Raw genomic sequence first — 21,961 nt, 5'->3', positions numbered from 1 at the left:
TCGCCATCCTCGCGCCCCGGCGGGCCATGGCCGGGCGGGCCGGGCGCGGGCGAGGATCGGGCCCAGTCCGTGAGGAGCCCGCGCCTGGGATTGGGGAACACACATGAGCACCGCGGCAACCGAGACGACAGCGACCACAGCGGCCACGGCGGCCACGGCGGCCACGGCGGCCACCGGGACCGCCCACGCCGCACCGGCCACCGCGCACACCGGCCTCGCCGCCGCGTACGCGGAGAACGGCTTCGCCGTGCTGGAGGGGGCGCTGAGCCCCGCCGAGGTGAGCGGCCTGCTCGCCGAGGCCGTGCGCATCTGCCGCGGCGAACGGGGCGCCGTGGAGGGCGCGGCGCCCGGCGCCTTCGAGGGGAGCGACGAGGAGGTGATCCGCCGGTTCCTGTGCGTGCACTACCCGCACAAACTCTCGGCGCTGATGCGTGACACGATGCGCCATCCCGCGGTGACCGCGGCGCTCACCGCCGTCATCGGGCCGAACGTGAAGGCCATGCAGTCCATGCTCTTCATCAAGGCCGAGGGCAGGCCGGGCCAGGCCTGGCACCAGGACGAGATGTTCATCCCCAGCCGCGACCGCTCGCTGACGGCCGCCTGGATCGCCCTCGACGACGCCACCGTCGAGAACGGCTGCCTGTGGGTGCTGCCCGGCTCGCACCGCCGCGGCGTGATCTACCCGAACCGCGAGCACGACGACGCGCGGTACGACTGCACCGTGCAGTCCTACGGCTTCCCCTACCGGGAGTCGGACGCGGTGCCCGTGGAGATGCGCGCAGGCTCCGTGCTCCTCTTCAACGGCTACCTGCTGCACAAGTCGCTGCCCAACACCGGCCGGCACGGCTACCGGCGCGCCCTGGTCAACCACTACATGAGCGCCGAGTCGCTGCTGCCCTGGGCGCCCCCGGCGCCCGGGGAGGCGATGGCGCAGGCCGACTTCCGCGACGTCGTCATGGTCGCCGGCGAGGACCCCTACCGGTACAAGGGGTACGCCGACATCCGCCGCCCCCGGGTGCGCCCCGACCGCGACGGAGGCTGCGACCGGTGAGGGCGGGGCGGCCGGGCCGGCCGGGGAAGGCGCGGGTGGCCGGGCGGGGCCACCGGGGCGGCGCCGGATGAACGAGCGGCGAAAGCGGCCCGGGCCGGGACCGGGCGAGGCGGTGGACTCGGCCGGCGAGTGGGGCCTGGAACTCGTGCCCCGGCTCGGCCCCGCGGTCGCCGACTACCCGCCCGGCTCGTCGTTCGGCCCGCGCACCGCCCGCTCCCACGAGTTCGTCTGGCTGCTGCGCGGCAGCGCGACCTGGACCTGTGGCGCGCTCCGCGTGCCGCTGCGCCCGGGCGCGCTGCTGCTGGTGCGCCCCGGCATGCGGGACGCCCTCCGCTTCGACCCGGCGCGCCCGACCCGGCACGCCTACGTCCACTTCCGGCTCACCGGCCCCGCGGCCCCGGGCCGGGAGGAGGCCGCGGGCTGGCCCGTGGTCAAAGAACTGGCCCGCCGCGAGGAGCCGATGGCCGCGCTGTGCCGCTACCTGCTGCACCTCGGCGGCGCCCGCCCGCCCTCCTGGGAGCGGCACGCGGCCCACACCCTGCGGCTGCTCCTGCTGACCTTCGTCGCCGGGCCGCTGCCCGCGGACCCCCCGGCCGCGGCGCTGCCGGAGCCGGTCCTCGCGATGATGGCCGAGGTCGGGGCCTGCTGGGCGGACGGGGTGGCGCGTCCGGTGCCGCTCGGCAGGCTGGCCGCCGCGGCGGGTGTCTCGGTCAGCACCCTGTGCCGCACCTTCAGGGCGCGGTTCGGCCTGGGCCCGGTGGCCGCGCTGGAGCGGCTGCGGCTGGCCAGGGCCGAGCCCCTGCTGTGGCTGAGCAACCTCCCGCTGCGGGCCGTCGCGCTGCAGTGCGGCTTCGCCGACGCCTACCACTTCTCGCGCCGGTTCCGCGCCGTGTACGGCGTCGCGCCCAGCGCGTTCCGCGCCACGCCCCCCGAGTCGGCGGCGCCCTCGCCCCTCGCCGCGGCCGGACTCGGCGCGCTGGAGGCGCTCTTGCCGCCCGCGGGCGCCCTGGGCGGGGAACGCGGAAAACCCGCCGCGCCGTAGCGGGCCGCGCCGCGTTCGGCCGGGAGCGAACGCGCCGGGGCCGGGAGCCAGCGGGCCGGGGCCGCAAGCCAACGGGCCTGGCTCCGGGGCGGGCCGGGCTCCCGGGCGGGCCGGGGGAGCGGGCACTGGGCCGCCCCGGGGCGGGCCGGGGGCCGCGGGGCCCGGCGGGGAAATGCGTTGCCCGGCGTGCGCCGACGGGGCAGGGTGTGCCGGGATCCAGCCGGAGCACGACCCCGCAAGGAGCCTTCTGTGACGAGCGGTTGGGCCGCCGGCCTCCTCCTCACCGGCATCGTCCTGTTCGGCGCCTCCGTGCAGCGGCTGGCGGGGATCGGCTTCGCGCTCGTCGCGGTGCCCGCCCTGGTGCTGTTCCTCGGCCCGGCCGAGGGCGTGCTGCTGGCCAACTGCGCCTCCTGCGCCATCAGCGCCGCCGGGCTCGCCGGCAGCTGGCGGCGGGTGCGCCCGGCGGCGATGGTGCCGCTGGTCGCCGCGGCCGCCTGCACCGTGCCGGCCGGGGCCTGGGTGGCCACCCGCCTGTCCGAGCCCGCGCTGCTGACCGGGACCGGGGTGCTGGTGAGCGCGGCGGTGCTGCTGGTGATGGCCGGCGCCCGGGTGCCCGCCCTGCGCGGCCGCACCGGGGCGCTGGCGGCCGGCGCCGCGGTCGGCTTCATGAACTCCTCGGCCGGGGTGGGCGGTCCGGTGATCTCCCTGTACGCGGTCAACGCCGGCTGGACGGCCCGGGTCTTCGTGCCGAACGCCCAGTTCTGCGGGGTCGTGGTGAACGCCTTCTCCGTCGCGGCCAAGGGCCTGCCGCGGCTGACCTGGCCGCTGTGGCTGCTGGTGGCGGGCGGGATCGCGGCGGGGGCCGTGATCGGGAGGGCGCTCGGGGAGCGGGTGCCGGAGCGGGGGGTGCGGCTGATGGTGCTGCTGCTGGCGCTCGGCGGCGGGCTCAGCACCCTGGGCAAGGGGCTGTGGGGCCTGTGACATCGGCGGCCGGCCGCGCCGCCGGGGCCGCCCCGGCCGCCGGCCTCCTTGCCAGGGACGGCGGTTGACGCGCCCCCGAAGTTCACCAGGGCGCCCCCTCGTCGTTGGCATGAACACTTCCATCAACGCGCGTTGCTTGATACAACGAGTGCCGCAGTGACCCTGCGGATGGAGGTTCCGTGAGACTGACCAGATCCATGTCGGCGGTATCCCTGCTGATCGCCGCCTTCATGCTCGCCCTGCTGAACGCCGGTCAGGCCCAGGCCGCCGGACCCGCCTACGTGGCACTCGGCGACTCCTACTCCTCCGGCAACGGTGCCGGAAACTACATCGACTCAAGCGGCGACTGCCACCGCAGCAACAGCGCCTACCCGGCGCTGTACGCGGCGGCCCACAGCCCGTCCTCGTTCACCTTCGCGGCCTGCTCGGGCGCCGTCACCAGCGACGTCACCGGCTCGCAGCTGGGCGGCCTCAACTCGTCCACCGGCCTCGTCACCATCACCATCGGCGGCAACGACGCCGGTTTCGCCGACGTCATGACCACCTGCGTCGCCGGCTCCGACAGCACCTGCCTCAACCGCGTCGCCACGGCGAGGACGTTCATCAGCAACACGCTTCCCGCCCGGCTCGACTCGGTCTACAACGCCATCAGCTCGCGGGCGCCCAACGCGCACGTCGTCGTCCTCGGCTACCCCCACATGTACATCGAGCCCTCCTGGTGGTGCCTGGGCATCGGCGAGACCAAGCGCGAGGCCATCAACGACGCGGCCGACCTGCTCAACTCCGTGATCTCCGCCCGGGCCGCCGCCCACGGCTTCGCCTACGGGGACGTGGCCGCCGCCTTCTCCGGCCACGAGCTGTGCTCGGGCGACGACTGGCTGCACGACCTGGCCCTCCCGGTCTGGGAGTCCTACCACCCCACCGCGCGCGGTCACTCCGGCGGCTACCTGGTCGCCCTGAACGCCAGGGACTGACGCCGCCCCACCTCCCCGGGGAGCCCTCCGGCTCCGCCGCTCCCGGCGGGCCCGGGCCGCACGCCGGCCCGGGCCCGCTGCCGTGCGCGGGCCCGAACGCCCCGGCGCGCGCCCGGCGCGGAACGTCCGCCCCCGGGGGTGCGGACACCGGGCGGTGGGGGGCTGGGTACACCGCGCCGTGGGACCTGGGCCTCCTGAACGCCGGCCGCCGCCGCCACAGAATCGTGGACGCCGGGCAAGGAGCGCGGCAGAGACGGGAGTTCGGCGATGAGCGGTTACCCACGGAGGAACGTGCTGCGCGCCGCCGCGGCGGCGGGGGCACTCGCGGGCGCCTGCGGCGCGGGAGGCACGGCCCGCGCGGCGACGGCCGGGGCGGGCGCGGCGGGAACGGCGGGAACGGCGGGCGCGGCGGCGACGGGAACGGCGGGCGCCGGGCACCGGTACCCCTTCCTCGAAGGCGCCTTCGCCCCGGCCACCGAGGAGGTGACGGCCTTCGACCTGCCGGTCAGCGGGCGCATCCCCCGCGAGCTGAGCGGCCGTTACCTGCGCAACGGCCCCAACGTCCTGGGCCTGGAGGACCCCAGGGCCCACCACTGGATGCTCGGCGCGGGCATGGTGCACGGCGTCCGGATCAGGGAAGGCCGCGCCGAGTGGTACCGCAACCGGTGGGTGCGCTCCGCCTCCGTGGCCGCCGGCCTCGGCGAGCCCTACCCGGGGCCCGTGCCGCCCGACGACTTCCCCTGCAACACCCACGTCATCCCCTTCCACGGCCGCGTCCTCGCCCTCCAGGAGAGCGGCCCCGCGCCCTACGAACTCGACGAGGAACTCGGCACCGTCGGCGTCCACGACTTCCGCGGCACCCTCCGCGGCGCGTTCACGGCGCACACCAAGCTGGACGCGTACGCGGGGGAGTTGCACGCCGTGACCTACTACCCGACGTGGGACCACGTGCGGCACCTGGTGGTGGACCGCAGCGGCAGGGTGGCCCGCACCACGAGGATTCCGGTCGCGGACGCCCCGATGATGCACGACTTCGCGCTCACCGAACGGCACGTCGTCGTCTTCGACCTGCCCATCACCTTCGACCCGTCCGCCGCCGAGGCGGGCGCGCCGGTGCCCTACGTGTGGAACGATCGCCACCCCCCGCGGGTCGGCGTGCTGCCGCGCCGGGGCGGGCCGATCCGCTGGTTCGAGGTGGATCCGGTCTCCTACTCGCACACCCTCAACGCCTACGACGAGGGCGACCGCGTCGTGGTCGACCTCATCAGCTTCCCCGCGCCCTTCTTCGCGGCCGGACGCGGCTTCGGGGGCCCCTCGGCGGTGGGGACCCCCTCGCTGAACCGCTGGACCATCGACCTGGCCCGCGGCCGGGTGCACATCAGGCGGCTCGACGACAGGCCCCAGGAGTTCCCCCGCGTCAACGAGTCCCTGGTCTCCCGCCGGCACCGGTACGGCTACTCGGCCGCCGCCGCCGAGATGACGGCCGCCTACCTGGCCGCCGAGGAGGAGGTGCCCGACCGGGCCTTCGGCAACGCCCTCATCAAGCACGACCTGTTCCGCGGCACCACGCAGGTGCACCGGCTGCCGCGGCACGCCGCCGCGAGCGAGGCGGTGTTCGTGCCCGCACGCCCCGGGGACCCACGCGCCGAGGAGGACGAGGGGTACGCCATGGCCTACGTGCACAACCCCGAGCGCAACGCCTCCGACCTGGTGATCCTGGCCGCACAGGACTTCACCGCCGCGCCCCTGGCCCGCATCCACCTGCCCGCCCGGGTGCCGCTGGGCTTCCACGGCAGCTGGGTTCCCGACGCCTGAGGAGGCGGGCGCCGTCCGGCGGCCGGGGCCGCCCGGCGCCGGGCGGCCCCGGCGCTCAGGACCGGCGGCGGGCGCGGCGCAGCAGGGCGTGCGCCGCCCGGCGCGCCCCGCCGTGGCCGAACTGGTCGAGCAGCCCCTGGGCCTTGCCCGTGCTCGCCGCGAGGCCCCTCGTCGACTCCGCGATCCGCGCCGCCAGTTCCGCCCGCAGCCCCGCCTCGCCCCCGGCCCGGCCCGCGGCCTCGCGCAGGAGCCGGGCCAGGGCGCGGGAGACCTCCGGGTCCGCCGCCCCGTAGTCCACAGGGCGGCCCACGTCCGCCCAGTCCAGCCGCGCGTCGCAGTAGCCGTGGCGTTCCAGCAGCCGCACCTGCGCCGGATGGCTGGCGTTCGCCGCCGGCAGCCACAGGGTGGGCACGCCGGTGGCCGCGGCGTCGTAGATGTTGCCGAGGCCGGGCGTCATGCAGGCGAAGGCGGCGGTGCCCATCAGGTCGAGCACCTCCTCGCGCGGAAGCGGGCCGGCGCCCGGCTCGCCGAGGGCCGCCGCCACCTGGCGGCTCGTCGTGACCACGAGGGGGCCGGGCGCCACCGGCGCGGCGCGCAGGGCCCCGAGCAGCAGGCGGGCGTAGGCGAGCGCGTCGCCCGGCTCCCAGTACGGGTTCTGCAGGCCGCCGAGGTTGACCAGCACGTGGCGGCCCGGCCGCCGGCGCCGGCGCGGCGGGGCAAGCGGCGGCACCACCAGGGCCCGTTCCCCGAGCGCGGGGTCGGCGGCCAGGCGTTCGCGCACCCCGAAGAAGTCCTGCGCCAGGTACAGCTCCGCCGCGCGGGCGGCTGCGGGCAGCCGGGGCCAGTACCAGGTCAGCGCGTCGTAGAGCGCCACCGGGAGCCCGGCCCGCCCGGCCAGCTCCGCCATCCGGAAGTCCATCGCGGTCACGAACAGGTCGTAGCGCGGCGCCACGGCCCGCAGCCGGCGCAGCACTTCCTCCCCGGACAGCCCCGTGGTGTCGTGGACCGCGTGGTAGGGCGGCCTGTGCTGCAGGTCGAGCGTGTGCCCGCCGCCCACGTAGTCGAGCCGGGCGCAGTCCGGGGCGAGTTCCGCGGCGAGGGCGGAGGCCGCCGCGGCCGGCCCGAAGCCGAAGGGCTCCGCATTCACCAGCAGGCGCGGCCCCGCTTGCGAGGCGCCCGCGGCGTCCTGGTGGGTCGTCACACGCTCCTCAACGAGGCGCCCGCCCCCAGGGCACGATGCCGCCCGCGCCTCCCCCGGGCGCCCTGGCAGGGCCAAGGCGCTCGTGACTACGCCGAGTTGAGTGCCGTCACCGTCGGCGGTGCGGCGTGCCGGGGGTGAGCGATGTCCGCGCCTGCCGCGCCACCTCGGCGCCGCGCGCGCCTGGTGTTCGGCAGCTGCGCCGGCGGGCTGGTCGGGCGCCGGCCTGCCGTCGCCCACCCCGAGGCCGTCCGCGGCCTCGTCGCGCACGAGCCGCCGCTGCTCGGGCTGCTGCCCCAGGCCCGCGCGCACTACGACCTGGTGGACCGCGTCCTGCTCACCCACCGGCGCGCGGGGGCCGCGCCCGCCCTGCGGCGGCCGGACGCCCTCCACGACGGGCGGCCCGCCGCGCCGATGCCCCAGGTGCGCGACACCAGCGCGGGTTCTTCCTGGCCCACATGCTGCGGCCGTGCACCCGCTTCCTGCCCGCCCTCGCCCCGCTCGCCGCGCTCGGCGCGAGGCTGGTGCCCGCGGTCGGCCGCGACCCGGCCGCCCGCCGGGCGCGCGGAGCGAGCGCCACGCCGGGCGCGCGCCCGGCGCGGGTGGGGGCGAGGGCGCGGCGTCCGGCCTGCGCGCGCCGGTGCCGCGCCGGAGTCCGCTACGCCCAGTCGGCGAACCGGTTCGCCGTCTCCGCGGTCAGCGCGGCGATGAACGCCTCCACCGGGCGCGCGGCCGGCGGCGCCCCGTAGATCGCGACCGACACCCGGCGCCGTACGCCCGGCAGCCGGGCGGCCCGCACGCCGGGGTGCCGGTGCGCCGCGAACGCCAGCCCGGGCAGCACGCTCACCCCGAGCCCGGCGGCCACCAGCGCCTGCACCGCCACGTAGTCGTCCGTCTCGAAGGTGATCCGCGGCGCGAACCCGGCCCGCTCGCACACCGACACCAGGTGGGCGCGGCACCGCGCACAGCCCGCGATCCAGCTCTCCTCGGCGTAGCCGGCCAACTCGGCGCGCGCCCCCGCCTCCTCTCCCGCCCCTCCCGCCCCGGCCTGCCCGGCCGGGGTCACCAGGTACAGCGGCTCCTCCAGCAGCGGCGTCACCGTCGTGTTGCGGCGGTCCGCGGGCACCGGCGGGCCGTGCTCGAATATCAGCGCGGCGTCCACCTCCGCATTGCGCAGCGCGGTCAGCGCCTCCGGCGGCTCCGCCTCGGTCAGTTCGAGCACCACCCCGGGATGGCGGTCCGCCAGGCAGGCCGCGGCCGCCGGCACCAGCGTGGCCAGCGCGGAGGGGAACGCGGCCAGGCGCAGGCGCCCGGTGCGCAACCCGGCGTGCGCCGCCACCTCGGCCTGCGCCGAGGCCACCTGCCCGAGGATCTCCTCGGCCCGCGTCACCAGCAGCCGCCCGGCCTCGGTCAGCATGATCCCGCGCCCCGCCCGCCGCACCAGCGGCACGCCCACCTCGGCCTCCAGCCTGGCGAGGTGGTGGCTGACCGAGGGCTGCGCATAGTGCAGCGCCTCGGCCGCCGCGGTGACCGAGCCCTCGCGGGCCACGGCGACGAGCACCCTGAGCCGGGTCAGATCGAGCATCCGCGAATCATAGGTCTCATCGATGCTTCCCTAGAAATCAGGCATTGGATCTATCGGTGCCGGCCGTGCCATGGTGCGGGACATGCGAGCCTGGACGGTCCCCACCATCACCGAGGCGCTGCGCGCCCGCCGCCTGCTGGCCGCCCACCTGCCGCCCACCCCCATGTGGAGCTACCCGGCGCTCGACGCCGCCGTGGGCGGGGGCAGGACGGTCCTGGTCAAGCACGAGAACGTCCAGCCGACCGGCGCCTTCAAGGTGCGCGGCGGCCTCACGCTGCTGGGCGGCATGGAGCCGGCCGAGCGCGCCCGGGGCGTCGTCGGCTACTCGACCGGGAATCACGCGCAGTCCCTGGCCTACGCCGCCGCGCACTTCGGCGCCCCCTGCGTGATCGTCATGCCCGCGGAGCCCAACCCGGTGAAGGCCGCCGCGGTGCGGGCGCTGGGCGCCGAACTGATCGAGGCGGGCGCCGACCTGGACGAGGCCGCGGAGCACGCCGGGCGCGTGGCCGGCGAGCGCGGCATGCGGCTGGTCAGCGCGGCGGACGAGCCGGAGCTGATCGCGGGGGTGGCCGGGGTCTACCTGGAGATCTTCGAGCAGGCGCCCGACGTGGACACGGTCCTCGTGCCCGTCGGCGGCGGCAGCGGCGCCGCGGCAGCCTGCCTGGCCGCCGCCGCGGTCGCCCCGCACTGCCGGATCGTTGCCGTGCAGTCCGCCGCCTCGCCCGCGGCGCACGACTCCTGGCGCGCCGGCCGCCCGCTGGCCCGCCCCAACCGGACCCGGGTGGAGGGCCTGGCCACCGGCCGCGGCTTCGCCCTCACCCAGCAGCTGCTCCGCGGCCGCCTCGCCGACTTCCTCCTGGTCGAGGACGAGGAGATCGCCCGGGCCCAGTGGCTGCTGATGCGGGACGCCCACACCCTGGCCGAGGGGGCGGGAGCGACCGCCCTGGCCGCCCTGCTCGTCCACGGCGACCGGCTGCCGGGCCGCAAGGTGGCCGTCGTGTGCACGGGCGCCAACGCCGGTGAGCGCGAACTCCGGGCCTGCGGCGCCGCGGCCGGGGGCGGGAGCGTCGCCGCGGCGCGCTGACCGCGGCCGGCCCGCCGGGTTCCGTGCGCCGGGGCCCTCCCGGCGCGCCGAACCCGGCGGGCCAAACGCCGCGGCGCGCCTTCGCCGCCGCGGGCGACCGCCCCGCGCCCGGCCGCCGGCACGTTTTCCCGGTGCCCGCGCTCTCTTGTCACTGCCCGGACATCCCCCTATCCTCCCGGCTAGAAAGCGCTTTCACAGGTGGCTCGGCGGCGGCAGAGGCCGGCGGGTTCCTGGCTCTGCCCGGCACGCGAGCCGCTCCCGGGGCGGCGCCCGCCGCATCCGTGCCCGGAGGCCGAAGGCCATGGGACGGAAGGGGCGAACGGCGCCACGGGAAGCGCGTGCCGCCTCGTTCCCCGCGGGTCCACGGCGGGGGGCCGGGGTGTCCGGCCGCCTCCCGGCCCGGGCGATCGCCGTGCACACGGCGCTCCCCGAGGCCGGCGGCCAGGCCGGGCGGTGGAGAAAGCGCTGTCACGGCACCCGTGGCCCGCACCGGACAAGCCGGTGGCATCCGCCCCGGCCCGGGTCGCCGCGTTCCCCCCGCACGCAGCAGCACCATCCGGCACTCGAAAAGGAAGGGCGATCCGATATGAGACGGTTAGTCACGCTGCGCCTTCACGCGGCGCTCGCCTTACTGGCCATCGTGGCCGCGGTCGGCGTGGTCCTGACCATGCCCAGCGCCTCGGCCGCGACGGGCGGCGTCACCGGCTACGCGACCCAGAACGGCGGGACCACCGGCGGCGCCGGCGGGCAGACGGTCCGGGCCACCACCGGAACCGAGATCCACGAGGCCCTGTGCAACCGGGCCAGCAGCAGTACCCCGATCACCATCGAGGTCGAGGGGACGATCAACCACGGCAACACCAGCAAGGTCTCGGGCGACAGCTGCAACACCGCCGAGGACAGGATCGAGCTCAAGCAGATCAGCAACGTCACCCTCATCGGCGTGGGCAGCGGCGCCGTCTTCGACCAACTCGGCATCCACATCCGCGAGTCCAGCAACATCGTCATCCAGAACGTGACCGTCAGGAACGTCAAGAAGTCCGGCTCGCCCACCTCCAACGGCGGGGACGCCATCGGCATGGAGAGCGACGTCCGCAACGTCTGGGTCGACCACGTCACCCTGGAGGCCTCCGGCGGCGAGGACGAGGGCTTCGACGGCCTCTTCGACATGAAGGACAACACCCAGTACGTGACGCTGTCCTACAGCATCCTGCGCAACTCGGGCCGCGGCGGGCTGATCGGGTCGAGCGAGAGCGACCTCTCCAACGGCTACGTCACCTTCCACCACAACCTGTACGAGAACATCGACTCCCGCACCCCGCTGCTGCGCGGCGGGACCGCCCACATCTACAACAACCACTACGTGGGCCTCGTCAAGTCCGGGATCAACTCCAGGGCCGGGGCGCACGCCAGGGTGGACAACAACTACTTCGAGGACTCCAAGGACGTCCTGGGCACCTTCTACACCGACGAGGCCGGCTACTGGCAGGTCAACGGCAACATCTTCGACAACGTGACCTGGTCGAGCCCGGCCGACGACAACCAGCCCGCGGGGCCGGACCCGCAGTCCAACACCACCGTCAGCATTCCCTACTCCTACACCCTCGACGAGGCCACCTGCGTGCCCGACGTCGTCAGCCGCACCGCGGGCGCGGGCACCGGGATGCGGGTGTCGGACGGCAACTGCACGCCGCAGGTCCCGGACGACCCCACCGACCCGACCGACCCCACGGACCCGACCGACCCGACGGAGCCCGGCGGCACGAACCTCAGCCTCGGCGCCGGCTCGGACGGCACCGGCAAGGCGGACGGGACGAGCTACGGCAATGTGCGCGACGGGAACATGAACACGTACTGGTCGCCGGACGGCGCGACGGGCTCGATCTCGATCAAGTGGGACGCGGCCACCACCGTCTCCTGGATCAACATCCGCGAGGCCGCGGGCGCCACCGGGAACATCGGCTCCTGGCGAGTGGTCGACGCCGACAACGGCGCCGTTCTGGCCTCGGGCAACGGCGCGGGCGTCATCTCCTTCCCCACCACCAGCCTGCGGAAGATCACCTTCCAGATCACCGGCTCCAGCGGCACGCCGCGCATCGCCGAGTACGAGACGTACGCCGCCTGAGGCACCCCGTCCGAAGCACGCCACCGAAGCACACGGCGTGCAGGGCGCCGTTCGACGGGCGCCGCCCCTGCGGCCCGTCCGGCCCGGCGGCCATGCCGCGGGCCGGGCGGGCCGCACCCGCCCGGGCGCCACGGGGCGCGGGGCGGCCCGGGTCAGGTCGCCCGCTCCCCGGGGGACGTGACCGCCTGCCGCGGCAGGGTGAGGGTGAAGACGGCGCCGCCCCGCGGGGAGTTGGCGGCGGTGAGGGTGCCGCCGTGCAGCCGGGCGTTCTCGGCGGCTATGGCCAGGCCGAGGCCGCTGCCCTCGCCGTGGGCGCGCGCCGCCGCCCCCCTGGTGAACCGGTCGAAGACGTGCGGCAGCACCTCGGGCGGGATGCCGGGACCGTCGTCGGCCACCACGATGCGCAGGCCCGCTCCCTCGCCGCCGGCCTCGGCCCGCACGCGGACCCGCGCCCCCGGCCCGCCGTGGCGCAGGGCGTTGCCGACGAGGTTGGCGAGGACCACGTCCACCCGGCGCGGATCGAGGCGGGCGCGCAGCCCGCCTTCCGGCGTCTCCACCTGGACCCGGTCCTGCCAGTGGCGCAACGCGAGGGTCCTGCGCAGGAGTTCGCCGACCTCGACCTCCTCCGGGTCCAGCCGGGCGGCGCCCGCGTCGAAGCGGGAGATCTCCATCAGGTCCTCCACCATGCGCACCAGCTTGCGGGTCTCGCCCGCGACCAGGCCCAGCGCCTCCGCGGTCTCCGCCGGGAGGCGGCCGGAGGCGGCGTCCTCGTCGAGGAGGCCGGTCACCGCGGTCATCGCCGCCAGGGGCGTGCGCAGTTCGTGGGAGACGTCCGCCGCGAACCGGCGGGCCTTGGCCTCCATCTCCCGCCTGAGCTCCGCGTCCGCCTGCAGGGTGCGGGCCATCGCGTTGAAGGTGCGGCCGAGGTCGGCCAGCTCGTCCTCGCCGGTGACGCGGATGCGGGTGTCCAGGGCGCCGCCCGCCATGTCCTCGGCCGCGGCACGCAGGCGCCGCACCGGCCGCAGGACGCGGCGGGCGACCAGCAGGGCGGGCACCGCGGCGGCGAGCACCACCGGCAGGGCCCCGGCGCGCGCCGCGGTGACCAGCGAGGCGATGTCCTGCTGCTCGGAGGCCAGGGAGAAGGAGGCGTACACCACGAGACCCGAGGGCTCGAAGGAGTCCCCGGCGGAGGAGACCGGCAGGGCGAGGGCCAGCCAGGGCTCGCCCTCGTGGTGGAAGCGCTGGGCCAGGGCCGTCCGCGCCGCGGAGGCGGCGGCCGGCAGTTCGGCCGGCAGGGCGGGGGCCGCGGCGCCCGCGGTGACCGGCCCTCCCTCGCGGAAGACGGCGGCGGTGCGCCACTCGTGGGCCCCGGCGGAGCGGTCCAGCTGCCGGGTGAGCGCCCGCAGATCGGCCTCGGTGGGCCGGGCCGGCAGGTCGGGCGCGAGGGAGTCGACCCGGGCGCGCAGCTCGTGCACGGCGTTGTCCTGCACCCGCTCCAGGATGGCCGAACGCGCCTGGCGGTAGGTGAGGGCGGCGGTGGTCAGGGCGCTGAGGGCGGACACCAGCAGGAAGCCCGCCACGAGCCGGGTGCCGAGACCCCGGGGGATCAGGCGCCGCCTCACAGCGGGCCGAAGCGGTAGCCGAAGCCCCGCACCGTCTGCACGTAGCGCGGGTTCCTCGGGTCGTCCTCGGTCTTCGCGCGCAGCCGCATCACGCAGGCGTCGACCAGCCGGGCGTCCCCGTAGTAGCTGTGCTCCCACACCTGTTCGAGAAGCTCCCTGCGGCTGAAGGTGCGCTCGGGGAAGGCCGTCAGGAACAGCAGCAGCTTGAGTTCGGAGGGGGCAAGCGCCAGCTGCCTGCCGCCCTTGGTCACGCGCAGGGCCGCCCGGTCGATCTCCAGGTCGCCGAAGGCGGCGTGTTCCTCCCGCGCGGCCGCACCGGGCGGGGAGGGCGCCACCCGGCGCAGCACGGCGCGCATGCGGGCCGCGATCACCTCGCCGCCCGCGGGCTTGACGACGTAGTCGTCGGCCCCGGCCTCCAGGCCCACCACGACGTCCACGTCGTCGCCGCGCGCGGAGAGGATGACCAGCGGCACCTGGCCGAGTTCGCGGATGCGCCGGCACACCTCAAGACCGCTGATGCCGGGCAGCATCAGGTCGAGCAGCACGATCTCCGGCGCGGAGGCGGCCAGCGCCGCCAGCCCGTCCTCGCCGGTGCCGACCGCCTCGACCTCGTGGCCGCGCCGTCGCAGCGCCATCGAGACCCCGCGCCGCACGGCCGGATCGTCCTCGATCAGCAGGACCCGCGTCATGGAGCGGCCCCCCTTTCCGTTCCTTCCATGTCCGTTCCGCTTTCCTTCCCCACTCCTTCGGGGCGTTCCTTCCGCGTCTCCCCCTGCCCTTCCGCGCCCTTTCCGCGTCCTTCCGCGCTCCCTACCCCGAGGGGGCGTGTCCCCGGGGCACCACGGTGCCGGTCTCGTCGCAGCCGACCTCCCAGGGGCTGCCCTCGAAGCCCGCCTCGTGGACGCGCACCACCACGTCCACCGGCGGCTTCCCGCCGGGAATCCCCGGCGCCGCGGCGGCCGTGCACACCAGCTGGCTCACCGCCGCGCCCGCCAACTCGGCCACGGTCCACGGCAGCCGGAGGTCCACCGTGCCCGCGGAGGTCTGCACGCCGACCCGGGAGCCCGCCGGCAGCGCGGTGTCCAGACCGCGCGCCCGCTCCTGGGCGGTCGGCCCGCCCAGCAGGGCGTCCAGTGCCTGCTGCGGACCCGCGCCCGGGGGCGCCGGTCGCGTGGCGGGCCAGGGCCCGTCCGGCGTGAGGAAGTACACCCGCACCAGCTCGGAGCCCTCGCGGTTCAGCCCGCCCACGGCCGGCGCCCCCGCGTTCCGCGGCCCGGCGTCGGAGATCCCACAGCCGGCCAGCGCCGCGGTCGCCGCCAGCACGGCGCACAGGCCGGCCCGCGGCCCCGGCCGGCGCCCCGCCGCCCGCCCGCCGCCCGGCGCCTTCCCCGGGTTCCCCGGGTTTCCCGGGTTGCCCGGGCTCCTCGGGTCTCTCCCCATGTCTCCCCGCACCTCTCCCCTCGGGTCTCCCCGCACGTCTCCCGGCTGCCGCCGCCTCCCTCGCCCCGCGGCGGCCGGTGCGCCGCGCTGCCTACGATGCCATCAGCCGGGTCACATCCACCGTGCCCGCCCCGGGATGCGGCCGCGGTATGGCCGCCCACACCCCGGCGGCCAGGGCGGCCGCGGCGGCCAGCGCGAGCAGCCCCCGGCGGCCGAACGCCCACCGCGCGCGGAAGCGCACCGGGTCCTCCACCCAGGTCTTCGACAGCACGGCCGCCCCGAGGGACAGGCCGATCGCCAGGGCCGTACGCCCCCAGCCGCCGACCCCGAACACCTCGTCCGGCAGCAGGAGATACACCGGCCAGTGCCACAGGTACAGGCTGTACGACAGCGCGCCGAGCCGGCGCGGGACGGCGGCGCCCACCAGCCGCCCGGCGCGGCCCCCTGGCGCCGCGGCCAGCAGCGCGACCAGCAGGGCCGCCGCCAGCGAGTGGGCGAACAGCCCGCCCCGGAACAGCCCCGGGGAGCCGTGGCCGCCGGTCAGCGCCCACGAGGCGGCCAGCCCGCACCCCAGCAGCGCGGCGGCCACGTCCGCGACCCGCCGGGGCACCCGCGCGAGCAGGCCCGGAACCGGCGCCGTGGCGGCCAGCGCGCCCAGCAGCAGCGAGAACGCCCGGGTGTCGGTGCCCTCGTACACCCGCGTGCCGTCCACCGGGTTGGCCAGGCCCGCCATGAGCAGCGCGGAGGCCGTCGCCCCGGCCGCGGCGAGGGCGGCGACGCGCCGCTCGCCGCCCCGGCCGCGGGCGGCGGCCGCGACCACCGGCGGCCACACCAGGTAGAACTGCCACTCGACGGCGAGGCTCCACAGGTGGGCGAACAGCCGGGTGCCCGAGGCGTCCCAGTAGCCGATCCGCTCCGCGATGTCGTGCCAGTTCGCGCCCTGGATCGCCGCCCAGGGCGCGTCGTCCAGCGCGAGGCGAAGCAGCGCGGGCGAGCCGAACGCCCAGGCCAGCAGCAGCGTGCCGACGCCGAGGACGGCCGGCGCCGGCAGCAGGCGCCTGGCCCGGCGCCCCCAGAACGCGGCCAGGTCGACCCGGCCGCCCTGCGCGGCCTCGCGCAGCAGCAGGCCGGTGATGAGGAAGCCCGAGAGCACGAAGAACAGGTCGACGCCGAGGAAGCCGCCGCTCAGGTGCCCGGCGTGGAAGAGCAGCACGCCCGCGACGGCGCAGCCGCGCAGTCCGTCCAGCGGGGCGACCCGGCCGGCGGCCCCGTGGGCCGGTCCTGGCGCGCGGCGGCCTGCGCGCCGCGGGCGGGACGTCACGGCCCTCACGCGCAGCCCAGGTTGGCGAACCGCTCGTCCCCGGTCCAGGAGCCGTTCGCCCAGTCCTCGGGCGCGGCCGGGGCGAAGTCGTACCACTCGCCGAGCCGTTCGGCGAACCAGGCGGCGAAGGCGGCCGAACCCTGCTGGCAGGAGTGGATGCCGTCCGGGGCGCGCTGTGCCCGCTCCGCCTCGGCATCGGCGCCCCACAGCTCCCGGGAGTCCAGGAAACGCACCCGCGCGCCGCCCGCCGCTCCGCGCGCCTCCCGGTGCGCCTCCGCGACCTCCTCGGCCGCCGCGGGGGCGCTGTCCAGGGCGCTCTCGTGCCCCCGGTAGAAGTCGTCGATCCTGAAGGGCGGCGCCGAGACGAGGACCAGGTCCGCGCCGGCCTCCCGCGCGGCCCCGGCGAGCCTCTCGTACGAGGCGCGCTGCTGCGCGGGCGTGCCCCAGTCGTAGGTGGTGAGCTGATAGGCGAGCACGTCGGGGCGGAAGGAGGCGAGGTCCTCGGCCAGCTCGCGCCACGTCGCCTCGGCGAGCGGGCGGATGGCCGCGTCGCCCTCCACCACGGTGCCGCCGCCGTCGGAGGAGGCGTCCTCGACGTCCACGCCGCTCGCCGTCAGCGCGGCCCGCAGCGCCGTGCCCTCCACCCCGGCGATGGAGTCCCCCAGCCACAGGAGCCTGAGCGCCTCCTCCCCGGCGGGCGGGGGCGCGGAGGAGGCCCCTGGGGCGCCGTCCGCACCTGAGTCGCCCGCGCCGCACCCGGTCAGCAGGGCGCCGAGGGCGGCGAGGCCGGCGAAGGCGTTCGCGGCGCGGGCGGGCCCGGGCCGGGGCCGACGGCGGCCGGAGGAGTCGCGGGGGCCAGGTGAGGCAGATATGTCGCTTCGCGTGTCGCTCTGCATGGCGTCAGCGAATCAGCCGGACTCGCCGATCGGCCGCGCCGTCATCACCCGCTCACACAACGGGAGAACGCCCGTCACCTCCGTCCCCCGCGAGGCGCCCCGCCCGGGCCGCCGCGGAAGACGCCTGGGGACATGTCGGGCATCCTGGGGGTGTGGCGCCTTCGCGGCCGCCCTCGGCCGCCGCCCGCGACCGGGCGTGCGGCCGTGCCCACCCACCACGTCCGGCCGAGCGGAGCACGGCGATGGCAGACCCTGCGCACCGCGTCCGCCCGCGGCCCGGCGCGTGACCGCCCCGGCGCCCGGCGGGGCCGGCCGCGGCGGGGAGCGGGGCGCCGGCCTCGTGACCCTGTTCCTGACCGGGGACGTGATGCTCGGCCGTGGCGTCGACCAGATCCTCCCGCGGCCGGGCGACCCGCGGCTGCGCGAGGAGTACGTGCGGGACGCGCGGTCCTACGTGGCGCTGGCGGAGCGGGCGAGCGGCCCGATTCCCGCGCCGGTCGCCCCCACCTGGCCCTGGGGCGAGGCGCTCGACGTGCTGGAGCGGGCCGCCCCGCAGGTCCGCATCCTGAACGTCGAGACCTCGATCACCGGCCGCGGGGAGTTCGCCCCTGGCAAGGCCGTCCACTACCGGATGCACCCGGCCAACCTCCCGGCGCTTGCGGTGGCCCGGCCCGACGTCTGCGTGCTGGCCAACAACCACGTCCTGGACTTCGGCCGCCGCGGCCTGACCGACACCCTGGACGCGCTGGCCGGGGCGGGCCTCGGGGCGGCCGGGGCCGGGCGGGACGCCGCGGCCGCCCACGCCCCGGCCGCCGTCCCGGTGGGGCCCGCGGCCCGCGTCCTGGTGTTCGCCGTCGGCATGTCGTCCAGCGGCATCCCGCCCGGCTGGGCGGCGACCGCGGACGGGGCCGGGGTCGCCTGTGTGCCCGAGCCGACGGCCGCCGCGGCCGCGGCCCTGGCCGGGCGCGTACGGCAGGCCAAGCGCCCCGGCGACCTCGCCGTCGTCTCCGTGCACTGGGGCTCCAACTGGGGCCACGAGGTGCCCAGGGAGCAGATCCGGTTCGCCCACGCCCTGGTGGACGGCGGGGCCGACCTGGTCCACGGGCACTCCTCGCACCACCCGCGCCCCCTGGAGGTGTACCGCGGCCGGCTGATCCTCTACGGCTGCGGGGACTTCATCGACGACTACGAGGGCATCCGCGGCCACGAGGAGTACCGCGCCGACCTCCGCCTCGCCTACCTCGTCTCCCTGGCGGCCGGCACGGGCCGGCTGGCCCGGCTGCGCATGGTGCCGCTGCGCGCCCGCCGGATGCGCCTGGAGCGTGCGCCGGCGCAGGACCGCGCCTGGCTGCGCGCGACGCTCGACGCGATCAGCGAGGGCGTGGAGGTGACCCTGGAACCCGACGGCACGCTGGGCCTCGCCGAGGGGGCGCCCACCGGCGGGTGAGGGCCCCGGCCGGGCCCGCGCCCCGGGGCGGGGTCACCGGCCGGGGGACGGCCCGCCGCCCCCGGCGGGGGGCCGGGGGAGCGTGAGCCCGGTGAGGAAGTCGTCCAGCATGGCGATCTGCACCTCCTCGGGGAAGCGGCCGGGCGCGAAGAGGGCCTGGACGACGAGCCCGTGGGCGAAGGCGACGGCCGCGGCGGCCAGGTGTTCCGGATCGCCGGCCGGGATCTCGCCGCGGGCGCGCGCGGTCTCGAAGAAGGGGCGGAGGGTGGCGCGCAGCCTCGTGTAGCGGTCGGCCTGCTGGGCGGACAGGGCGTCGTCGGCGAGGGAGAGGTCCCAGGAACTGACCCAGATGCGGCTGCGGCCGGCGTCGGCCGGGGTCAGCGGCAGGAGGTCGAGGAGCACGGCGCGCGCGCCGCCGAGGCCGGCGGAGGGGCGCGCCCGGCGGGAGCGCTGCGCGGTGTTCTCCTCCAGCAGGTCGAGCGCGTGCGTGACGAGGGCGCGCTTGGAGGGGAAGTAGTGCGTCAGCATGCCGGTCGAGACGCCCATGGCGGCGGCGACGGCGCGCAGGGTCAGGCCGCCGAATCCCCTGGCGGCGAGCACCTGCCACACCGCCTCCGACACGTCCTTGCGGCGGGCTTCGCGGTCTCCTGGTGCGGGTGGCGGCATGCTGCTATTTTACATACCAAACGTTTGTTACGTACCGGGTGGGCGCCGCAGGCGTGTTCCCGGGGACGCCGACCCGGAGGGCGGATCTCTCGTGCTCAGCCTCGCGCTCGGTGACCAGGCCAGGCTCGGCCCGCTGGAGCCGTGGCAGGCGCCGGAGTTCCTCGCGCACCTCGACCGGGCCCGCCCGCTGGTGGACCCGTGGATTCCCTGGGCGTCGCTGAGCCACGACCTCGCCTCGGCCACCGCGACTCTCAGGCGATACGCCGACCTGCGGGCCGCGGACGGCGGCGCGCTGTACGGGATATGGCGGGAGGGCACGCTGGTCGGCGGCGTCATGTTCACCCGCTTCGACTCCGCCACCGGGGTGTGCGAGCTCGGCTGCTGGCTGGAGGAGGCCGGGCAGGGCAGGGGACTGGTGACCCGGGCCTGCCGCGCGCTGATCGACTGGGCCTTCACGGCGCGCGGGATGAGCCGGGTCGAGTGGTGGGCCGCCGCGGGCAACACCCGCAGCATCGCCGTCGCGCGCCGCCTCGGCATGGCCAGGGAGGGCGTGCTGCGGCAGCGCCATCCCCACCGGGGCGTCCGGCAGGACAGCGAGGTGTGGTCGGTCCTCTCGGGGGAATGGCCGCCCGGGGGCCCGGCCGCGACCCGGGCCGGCGTCCAGGCCGAACTCGACCGGCTGATGGGCGCGTTCCTGGCCGCCTTCACCAACGCCGGCGGCAGGCGGGCGGACGTCGAGGCCGTGCGCGACCTGTTCGTCCCCGGGGCGCTGCTCGTCTCGCACACCGGGGAGCAGCCGGTGGTCATGGATCTGGACGCGTTCATCGCATCGCGGCAGCGGATGCTCACCGACGGCACCCTGACGGAGTTCTCCGAGTGGGAGGCCGGCGAGCGCACCGAGATCGCCGGATCGCTCGCCCACCGCCTCAGCACCTACCGCACCTCGGGCCGCCGGGACGGAAAGCGGTTCGAGGGGGGCGGCCACAAGACGACCCAGTTCCTGCGGACCCCGGCCGGCTGGCGGATGTCCTCCGTGGCCTGGCGCGAGGAACCGGCCCTCCCCCCGCCGTGAGGGCCGCGCGCGCCTCGCGCCCGGGCCGGGCGCACGAGCGGGCGCGCGAGCGGGACGTACGAGCGGGACGCACGAGCGCGGCCGGCCGCGGACGCGGCCGGCGAGCGAGGACACCACCACGGTGGGGAAAGGAAGCACGGTGCCCAACATCGGACGCGAGGAGCTGTCGGGCAGTCACGACAGCGCCGTCCCCCGGCAGTTCCTGGACTTCATGGCCACCGGTTGGCGCCCGGAGAGGGCCGACCTCACCCCGGTGCCCCACCGCGCGCACCTCGCCCGGCGCAGGTCCCTGCTCTCCGCGGCCTTCCCCGGGGACACGCTGGTCGTCCCCACCGGCACCATCCGCTCGCGCACCTTCGGAGCGCCGTACCTCTTCCGCGCCGGAAGCGACTTCCTCTGGCTGACCGGCGATCAGGAACCCGACTCGGTGCTCGTGCTGCATCCGGTGGCCACGGGGCACGACGCCGTCCTGTACACCCGGCGCCGGTACGACGCCGCGTCCGGCGCCGGGTACCTGGACCGCATGAACGGCGAGATGTGGTACGGCCGTGGGTACGCGCCCGAGGAGAAGTCCGCGATCCTGGGCATCGAGACCCGGCCGCTCGACGAACTGCCCGCGGTGCTCGATGCGGTGGCGGATTCCCCGCGGCTGCGGGTCCTGCGCGGCTACCACCCGGGAATCGACGGCGGCCTCGAACCCGGGACGCTGCCGGCCACCGCGGGCAACGCCGAGCGGGACGCGCTGCTCGCGAGCGTGCTGTCCGAACTGCGGCTGGAGAAGGACGAGTGGGAGATCGCCCAGCTGCAGGACGCGGTGGACGCCACGATCCTCGGCTTCGAGGACGTCGCCCGCCGGCTGCGGCCGGACGCGCCCACCCCGGAGCGGTACCTCGACGGCGTCTTCGGCTGGCGCGCCCGCGTCGCGGGCAACGGCGTCGGCTACAGCTCCGTCGTGGCCGGCGGCCCCCGCGCGGCGATCCTGCACTGGTCCCGCAACGACGGCACCGCGGACCCCGGGCAGGTCCTGCTCCTGGACGCGGGCGTCGAGAACGTCCACGGCTACACCGCCGACGTGACCCGCGTCCTGCCCGTGTCCGGGGCGTTCAGCCCGGCCCAGCGCGACGTGTACGAGCTGGTGCACGCGTCACGGACCGCGGGGCTGGCGGCGATGGCGCCCGGCGTCGCCTTCGCGGAGATCCAGGAGGTCTGCACGCGGGTGCTGGCCGAGGGCCTGCGCGACCTCGGCCTCCTCAAGGGCAGCGTGGCCGAGGCGCAGGACCCGGCGTCGTTCGCGTACCGCCGCTGGACGCTGCACGGATTCGGCCACATGCTCGGCCTGGACGTGCACGACTGCGGGCATTCGCGCCCCGAGGCGTACGCCGGCGGCGTCCTGCGCGAGAACCACGTGCTGACCATGGAGCCCGGCCTGTACTTCCAGCCGCACGACGACCTGGTGCCCGCGGAACTGCGGGGCATCGGCGTGCGGATCGAGGACGACGTCCGGATCACCGCCACCGGCGCGCACCTGCTCACCGGGGCGCTTCCCACAGAGCCGCACGAGGTCGAGTCCTGGCTCGCCGCCCAACGCGAGGCGGGCCCCCGCGATCCCGGCACCGCCGCCGCGTGAGACGGCCGCCGGCCG

The 21,961-nt window shown here is 76.6% G+C and carries 18 protein-coding genes; 10 read left to right on the top strand and 8 right to left on the bottom strand.

Annotation, left to right across the window (positions count from 1 at the left end):
- The first annotated feature begins 103 nt into the window (after positions 1-103).
- The 5 genes from D7294_RS17355 to D7294_RS17335 all read left to right on the top strand — a co-directional run bounded on the left by D7294_RS17355 (position 104) and on the right by D7294_RS17335 (position 5,863).
- Positions 104-1,051 (top strand): phytanoyl-CoA dioxygenase family protein, encoded by a 948-nt coding sequence (locus D7294_RS17355; RefSeq protein ID WP_120680692.1) that lies wholly within the window; start codon positions 104-106, stop codon positions 1,049-1,051.
- A gap of 67 nt (positions 1,052-1,118) precedes the next feature.
- The gene (locus D7294_RS17350; RefSeq protein WP_120680691.1) at positions 1,119-2,093 is read left to right on the top strand and encodes an AraC family transcriptional regulator; all 975 of its coding nucleotides are present in this window, start codon (positions 1,119-1,121) and stop codon (positions 2,091-2,093) included.
- A 249-nt stretch (positions 2,094-2,342) separates the two neighbouring features.
- Positions 2,343-3,074: a sulfite exporter TauE/SafE family protein gene (locus tag D7294_RS17345; RefSeq protein WP_120680689.1), complete on the top strand. Its 732-nt coding sequence runs from the start codon at positions 2,343-2,345 to the stop codon at positions 3,072-3,074.
- Between the two features lie 179 nt (positions 3,075-3,253).
- A complete protein-coding gene (locus D7294_RS17340) occupies positions 3,254-4,048 on the top strand; it encodes an SGNH/GDSL hydrolase family protein (protein WP_422070712.1) in 795 nt (264 codons plus the stop codon).
- Positions 4,049-4,315: 267 nt separating this feature from the next.
- Positions 4,316-5,863 carry a carotenoid oxygenase family protein gene (locus D7294_RS17335; RefSeq protein WP_120680685.1) on the top strand — a complete coding sequence of 516 codons (1,548 nt, stop codon included), beginning with the start codon at positions 4,316-4,318 and terminating at the stop codon, positions 5,861-5,863.
- Positions 5,864-5,918: 55 nt separating this feature from the next.
- On the opposite strand, the gene D7294_RS17330 is transcribed toward D7294_RS17335, so the two are convergent.
- Together D7294_RS17330 and D7294_RS17320 are read right to left on the bottom strand one after the other, a co-directional pair.
- Positions 5,919-7,064, bottom strand: a complete 1,146-nt coding sequence (locus D7294_RS17330; protein WP_120680683.1) for a hypothetical protein — start codon at positions 7,062-7,064, stop codon at positions 5,919-5,921.
- 655 nt (positions 7,065-7,719) lie between these two features.
- Positions 7,720-8,646 (bottom strand): LysR family transcriptional regulator, encoded by a 927-nt coding sequence (locus D7294_RS17320; RefSeq protein ID WP_120680679.1) that lies wholly within the window; start codon positions 8,644-8,646, stop codon positions 7,720-7,722.
- Between the two features lie 82 nt (positions 8,647-8,728).
- Between D7294_RS17320 and D7294_RS17315 the strand changes: the two genes are divergently transcribed.
- Positions 8,729-9,730, top strand: a complete 1,002-nt coding sequence (locus tag D7294_RS17315) for a threonine ammonia-lyase (protein WP_120680918.1) — start codon at positions 8,729-8,731, stop codon at positions 9,728-9,730.
- A gap of 586 nt (positions 9,731-10,316) precedes the next feature.
- On the top strand, positions 10,317-11,855 hold the full coding sequence (locus tag D7294_RS17310; protein ID WP_120680677.1) for a pectate lyase family protein: 1,539 nt from the start codon (positions 10,317-10,319) through the stop codon (positions 11,853-11,855).
- A 152-nt stretch (positions 11,856-12,007) separates the two neighbouring features.
- Here D7294_RS17310 and D7294_RS17305 read toward each other — a convergent pair whose 3' ends face one another.
- The 5 genes from D7294_RS17305 to D7294_RS17285 form a co-directional block, all read right to left on the bottom strand.
- Positions 12,008-13,477: a sensor histidine kinase gene (locus D7294_RS17305; protein WP_120680675.1), complete on the bottom strand. Its 1,470-nt coding sequence runs from the start codon at positions 13,475-13,477 to the stop codon at positions 12,008-12,010.
- On the bottom strand, positions 13,474-14,166 hold the full coding sequence (locus tag D7294_RS17300; RefSeq protein ID WP_120680673.1) for a response regulator transcription factor: 693 nt from the start codon (positions 14,164-14,166) through the stop codon (positions 13,474-13,476). Before D7294_RS17300 ends, D7294_RS17305 begins: the two co-directional genes overlap by 4 nt.
- Before the next feature lie 121 nt (positions 14,167-14,287).
- Positions 14,288-14,917, bottom strand: coding sequence for a GerMN domain-containing protein (locus D7294_RS17295; RefSeq protein ID WP_241562432.1), 630 nt, complete (start codon positions 14,915-14,917; stop codon positions 14,288-14,290).
- A 91-nt stretch (positions 14,918-15,008) separates the two neighbouring features.
- On the bottom strand, positions 15,009-16,238 hold the full coding sequence (locus D7294_RS17290; RefSeq protein WP_120680671.1) for an acyltransferase family protein: 1,230 nt from the start codon (positions 16,236-16,238) through the stop codon (positions 15,009-15,011).
- A 5-nt stretch (positions 16,239-16,243) separates the two neighbouring features.
- A complete protein-coding gene (locus D7294_RS17285; protein WP_241562431.1) occupies positions 16,244-16,882 on the bottom strand; it encodes an SGNH/GDSL hydrolase family protein in 639 nt (212 codons plus the stop codon).
- 592 nt (positions 16,883-17,474) lie between these two features.
- On the opposite strand from D7294_RS17285, the gene D7294_RS17280 reads away from it, so the two are divergent.
- A complete protein-coding gene (locus D7294_RS17280) occupies positions 17,475-18,581 on the top strand; it encodes a CapA family protein (RefSeq protein ID WP_277751100.1) in 1,107 nt (368 codons plus the stop codon).
- Positions 18,582-18,614: 33 nt separating this feature from the next.
- Here the strand turns inward: D7294_RS17280 and D7294_RS17275 are convergent, their stop codons facing one another.
- The gene (locus D7294_RS17275) at positions 18,615-19,247 is read right to left on the bottom strand and encodes a TetR/AcrR family transcriptional regulator (RefSeq protein WP_120680667.1); all 633 of its coding nucleotides are present in this window, start codon (positions 19,245-19,247) and stop codon (positions 18,615-18,617) included.
- A gap of 91 nt (positions 19,248-19,338) precedes the next feature.
- Between D7294_RS17275 and D7294_RS17270 the strand changes: the two genes are divergently transcribed.
- Together D7294_RS17270 and D7294_RS17265 are read left to right on the top strand one after the other, a co-directional pair.
- Positions 19,339-20,319 carry a GNAT family N-acetyltransferase gene (locus tag D7294_RS17270; RefSeq protein ID WP_120680665.1) on the top strand — a complete coding sequence of 327 codons (981 nt, stop codon included), beginning with the start codon at positions 19,339-19,341 and terminating at the stop codon, positions 20,317-20,319.
- A 139-nt stretch (positions 20,320-20,458) separates the two neighbouring features.
- Complete coding sequence (locus D7294_RS17265; protein ID WP_206619519.1) at positions 20,459-21,946, top strand: aminopeptidase P family protein; 1,488 nt, start codon at positions 20,459-20,461, stop codon at positions 21,944-21,946.
- Positions 21,947-21,961 lie beyond the last annotated feature (15 nt).

The sequence above is a fragment of the Streptomyces hoynatensis genome, from assembly GCF_003626535.1.
GTDB lineage: Bacteria > Actinomycetota > Actinomycetes > Streptomycetales > Streptomycetaceae > Streptomyces > Streptomyces hoynatensis.
The sequence above is the reverse complement of the archived record's forward strand: the minus strand, read 5'-3'. Positions and strand labels throughout refer to the sequence as shown.

What these genes read in the sequence shown, in the direction of transcription:
- D7294_RS17310 (WP_120680677.1), top strand. Translation starts at nt 10,317, where the DNA reads ATGAGACGGTTAGTCACGCTGCGCCTTCACGCGGCGCTCGCCTTACTG.
- D7294_RS17335 (WP_120680685.1), top strand. Translation starts at nt 4,316, where the DNA reads ATGAGCGGTTACCCACGGAGGAACGTGCTGCGCGCCGCCGCGGCGGCG.
- D7294_RS17350 (WP_120680691.1), top strand. Translation starts at nt 1,119, where the DNA reads ATGAACGAGCGGCGAAAGCGGCCCGGGCCGGGACCGGGCGAGGCGGTG.
- D7294_RS17300 (WP_120680673.1), bottom strand. Translation starts at nt 14,166, where the DNA reads ATGACGCGGGTCCTGCTGATCGAGGACGATCCGGCCGTGCGGCGCGGG.
- D7294_RS17315 (WP_120680918.1), top strand. Translation starts at nt 8,729, where the DNA reads ATGCGAGCCTGGACGGTCCCCACCATCACCGAGGCGCTGCGCGCCCGC.
- D7294_RS17295 (WP_241562432.1), bottom strand. Translation starts at nt 14,917, where the DNA reads ATGGGGAGAGACCCGAGGAGCCCGGGCAACCCGGGAAACCCGGGGAAC.
- D7294_RS17275 (WP_120680667.1), bottom strand. Translation starts at nt 19,247, where the DNA reads ATGCCGCCACCCGCACCAGGAGACCGCGAAGCCCGCCGCAAGGACGTG.
- D7294_RS17320 (WP_120680679.1), bottom strand. Translation starts at nt 8,646, where the DNA reads ATGCTCGATCTGACCCGGCTCAGGGTGCTCGTCGCCGTGGCCCGCGAG.
- D7294_RS17355 (WP_120680692.1), top strand. Translation starts at nt 104, where the DNA reads ATGAGCACCGCGGCAACCGAGACGACAGCGACCACAGCGGCCACGGCG.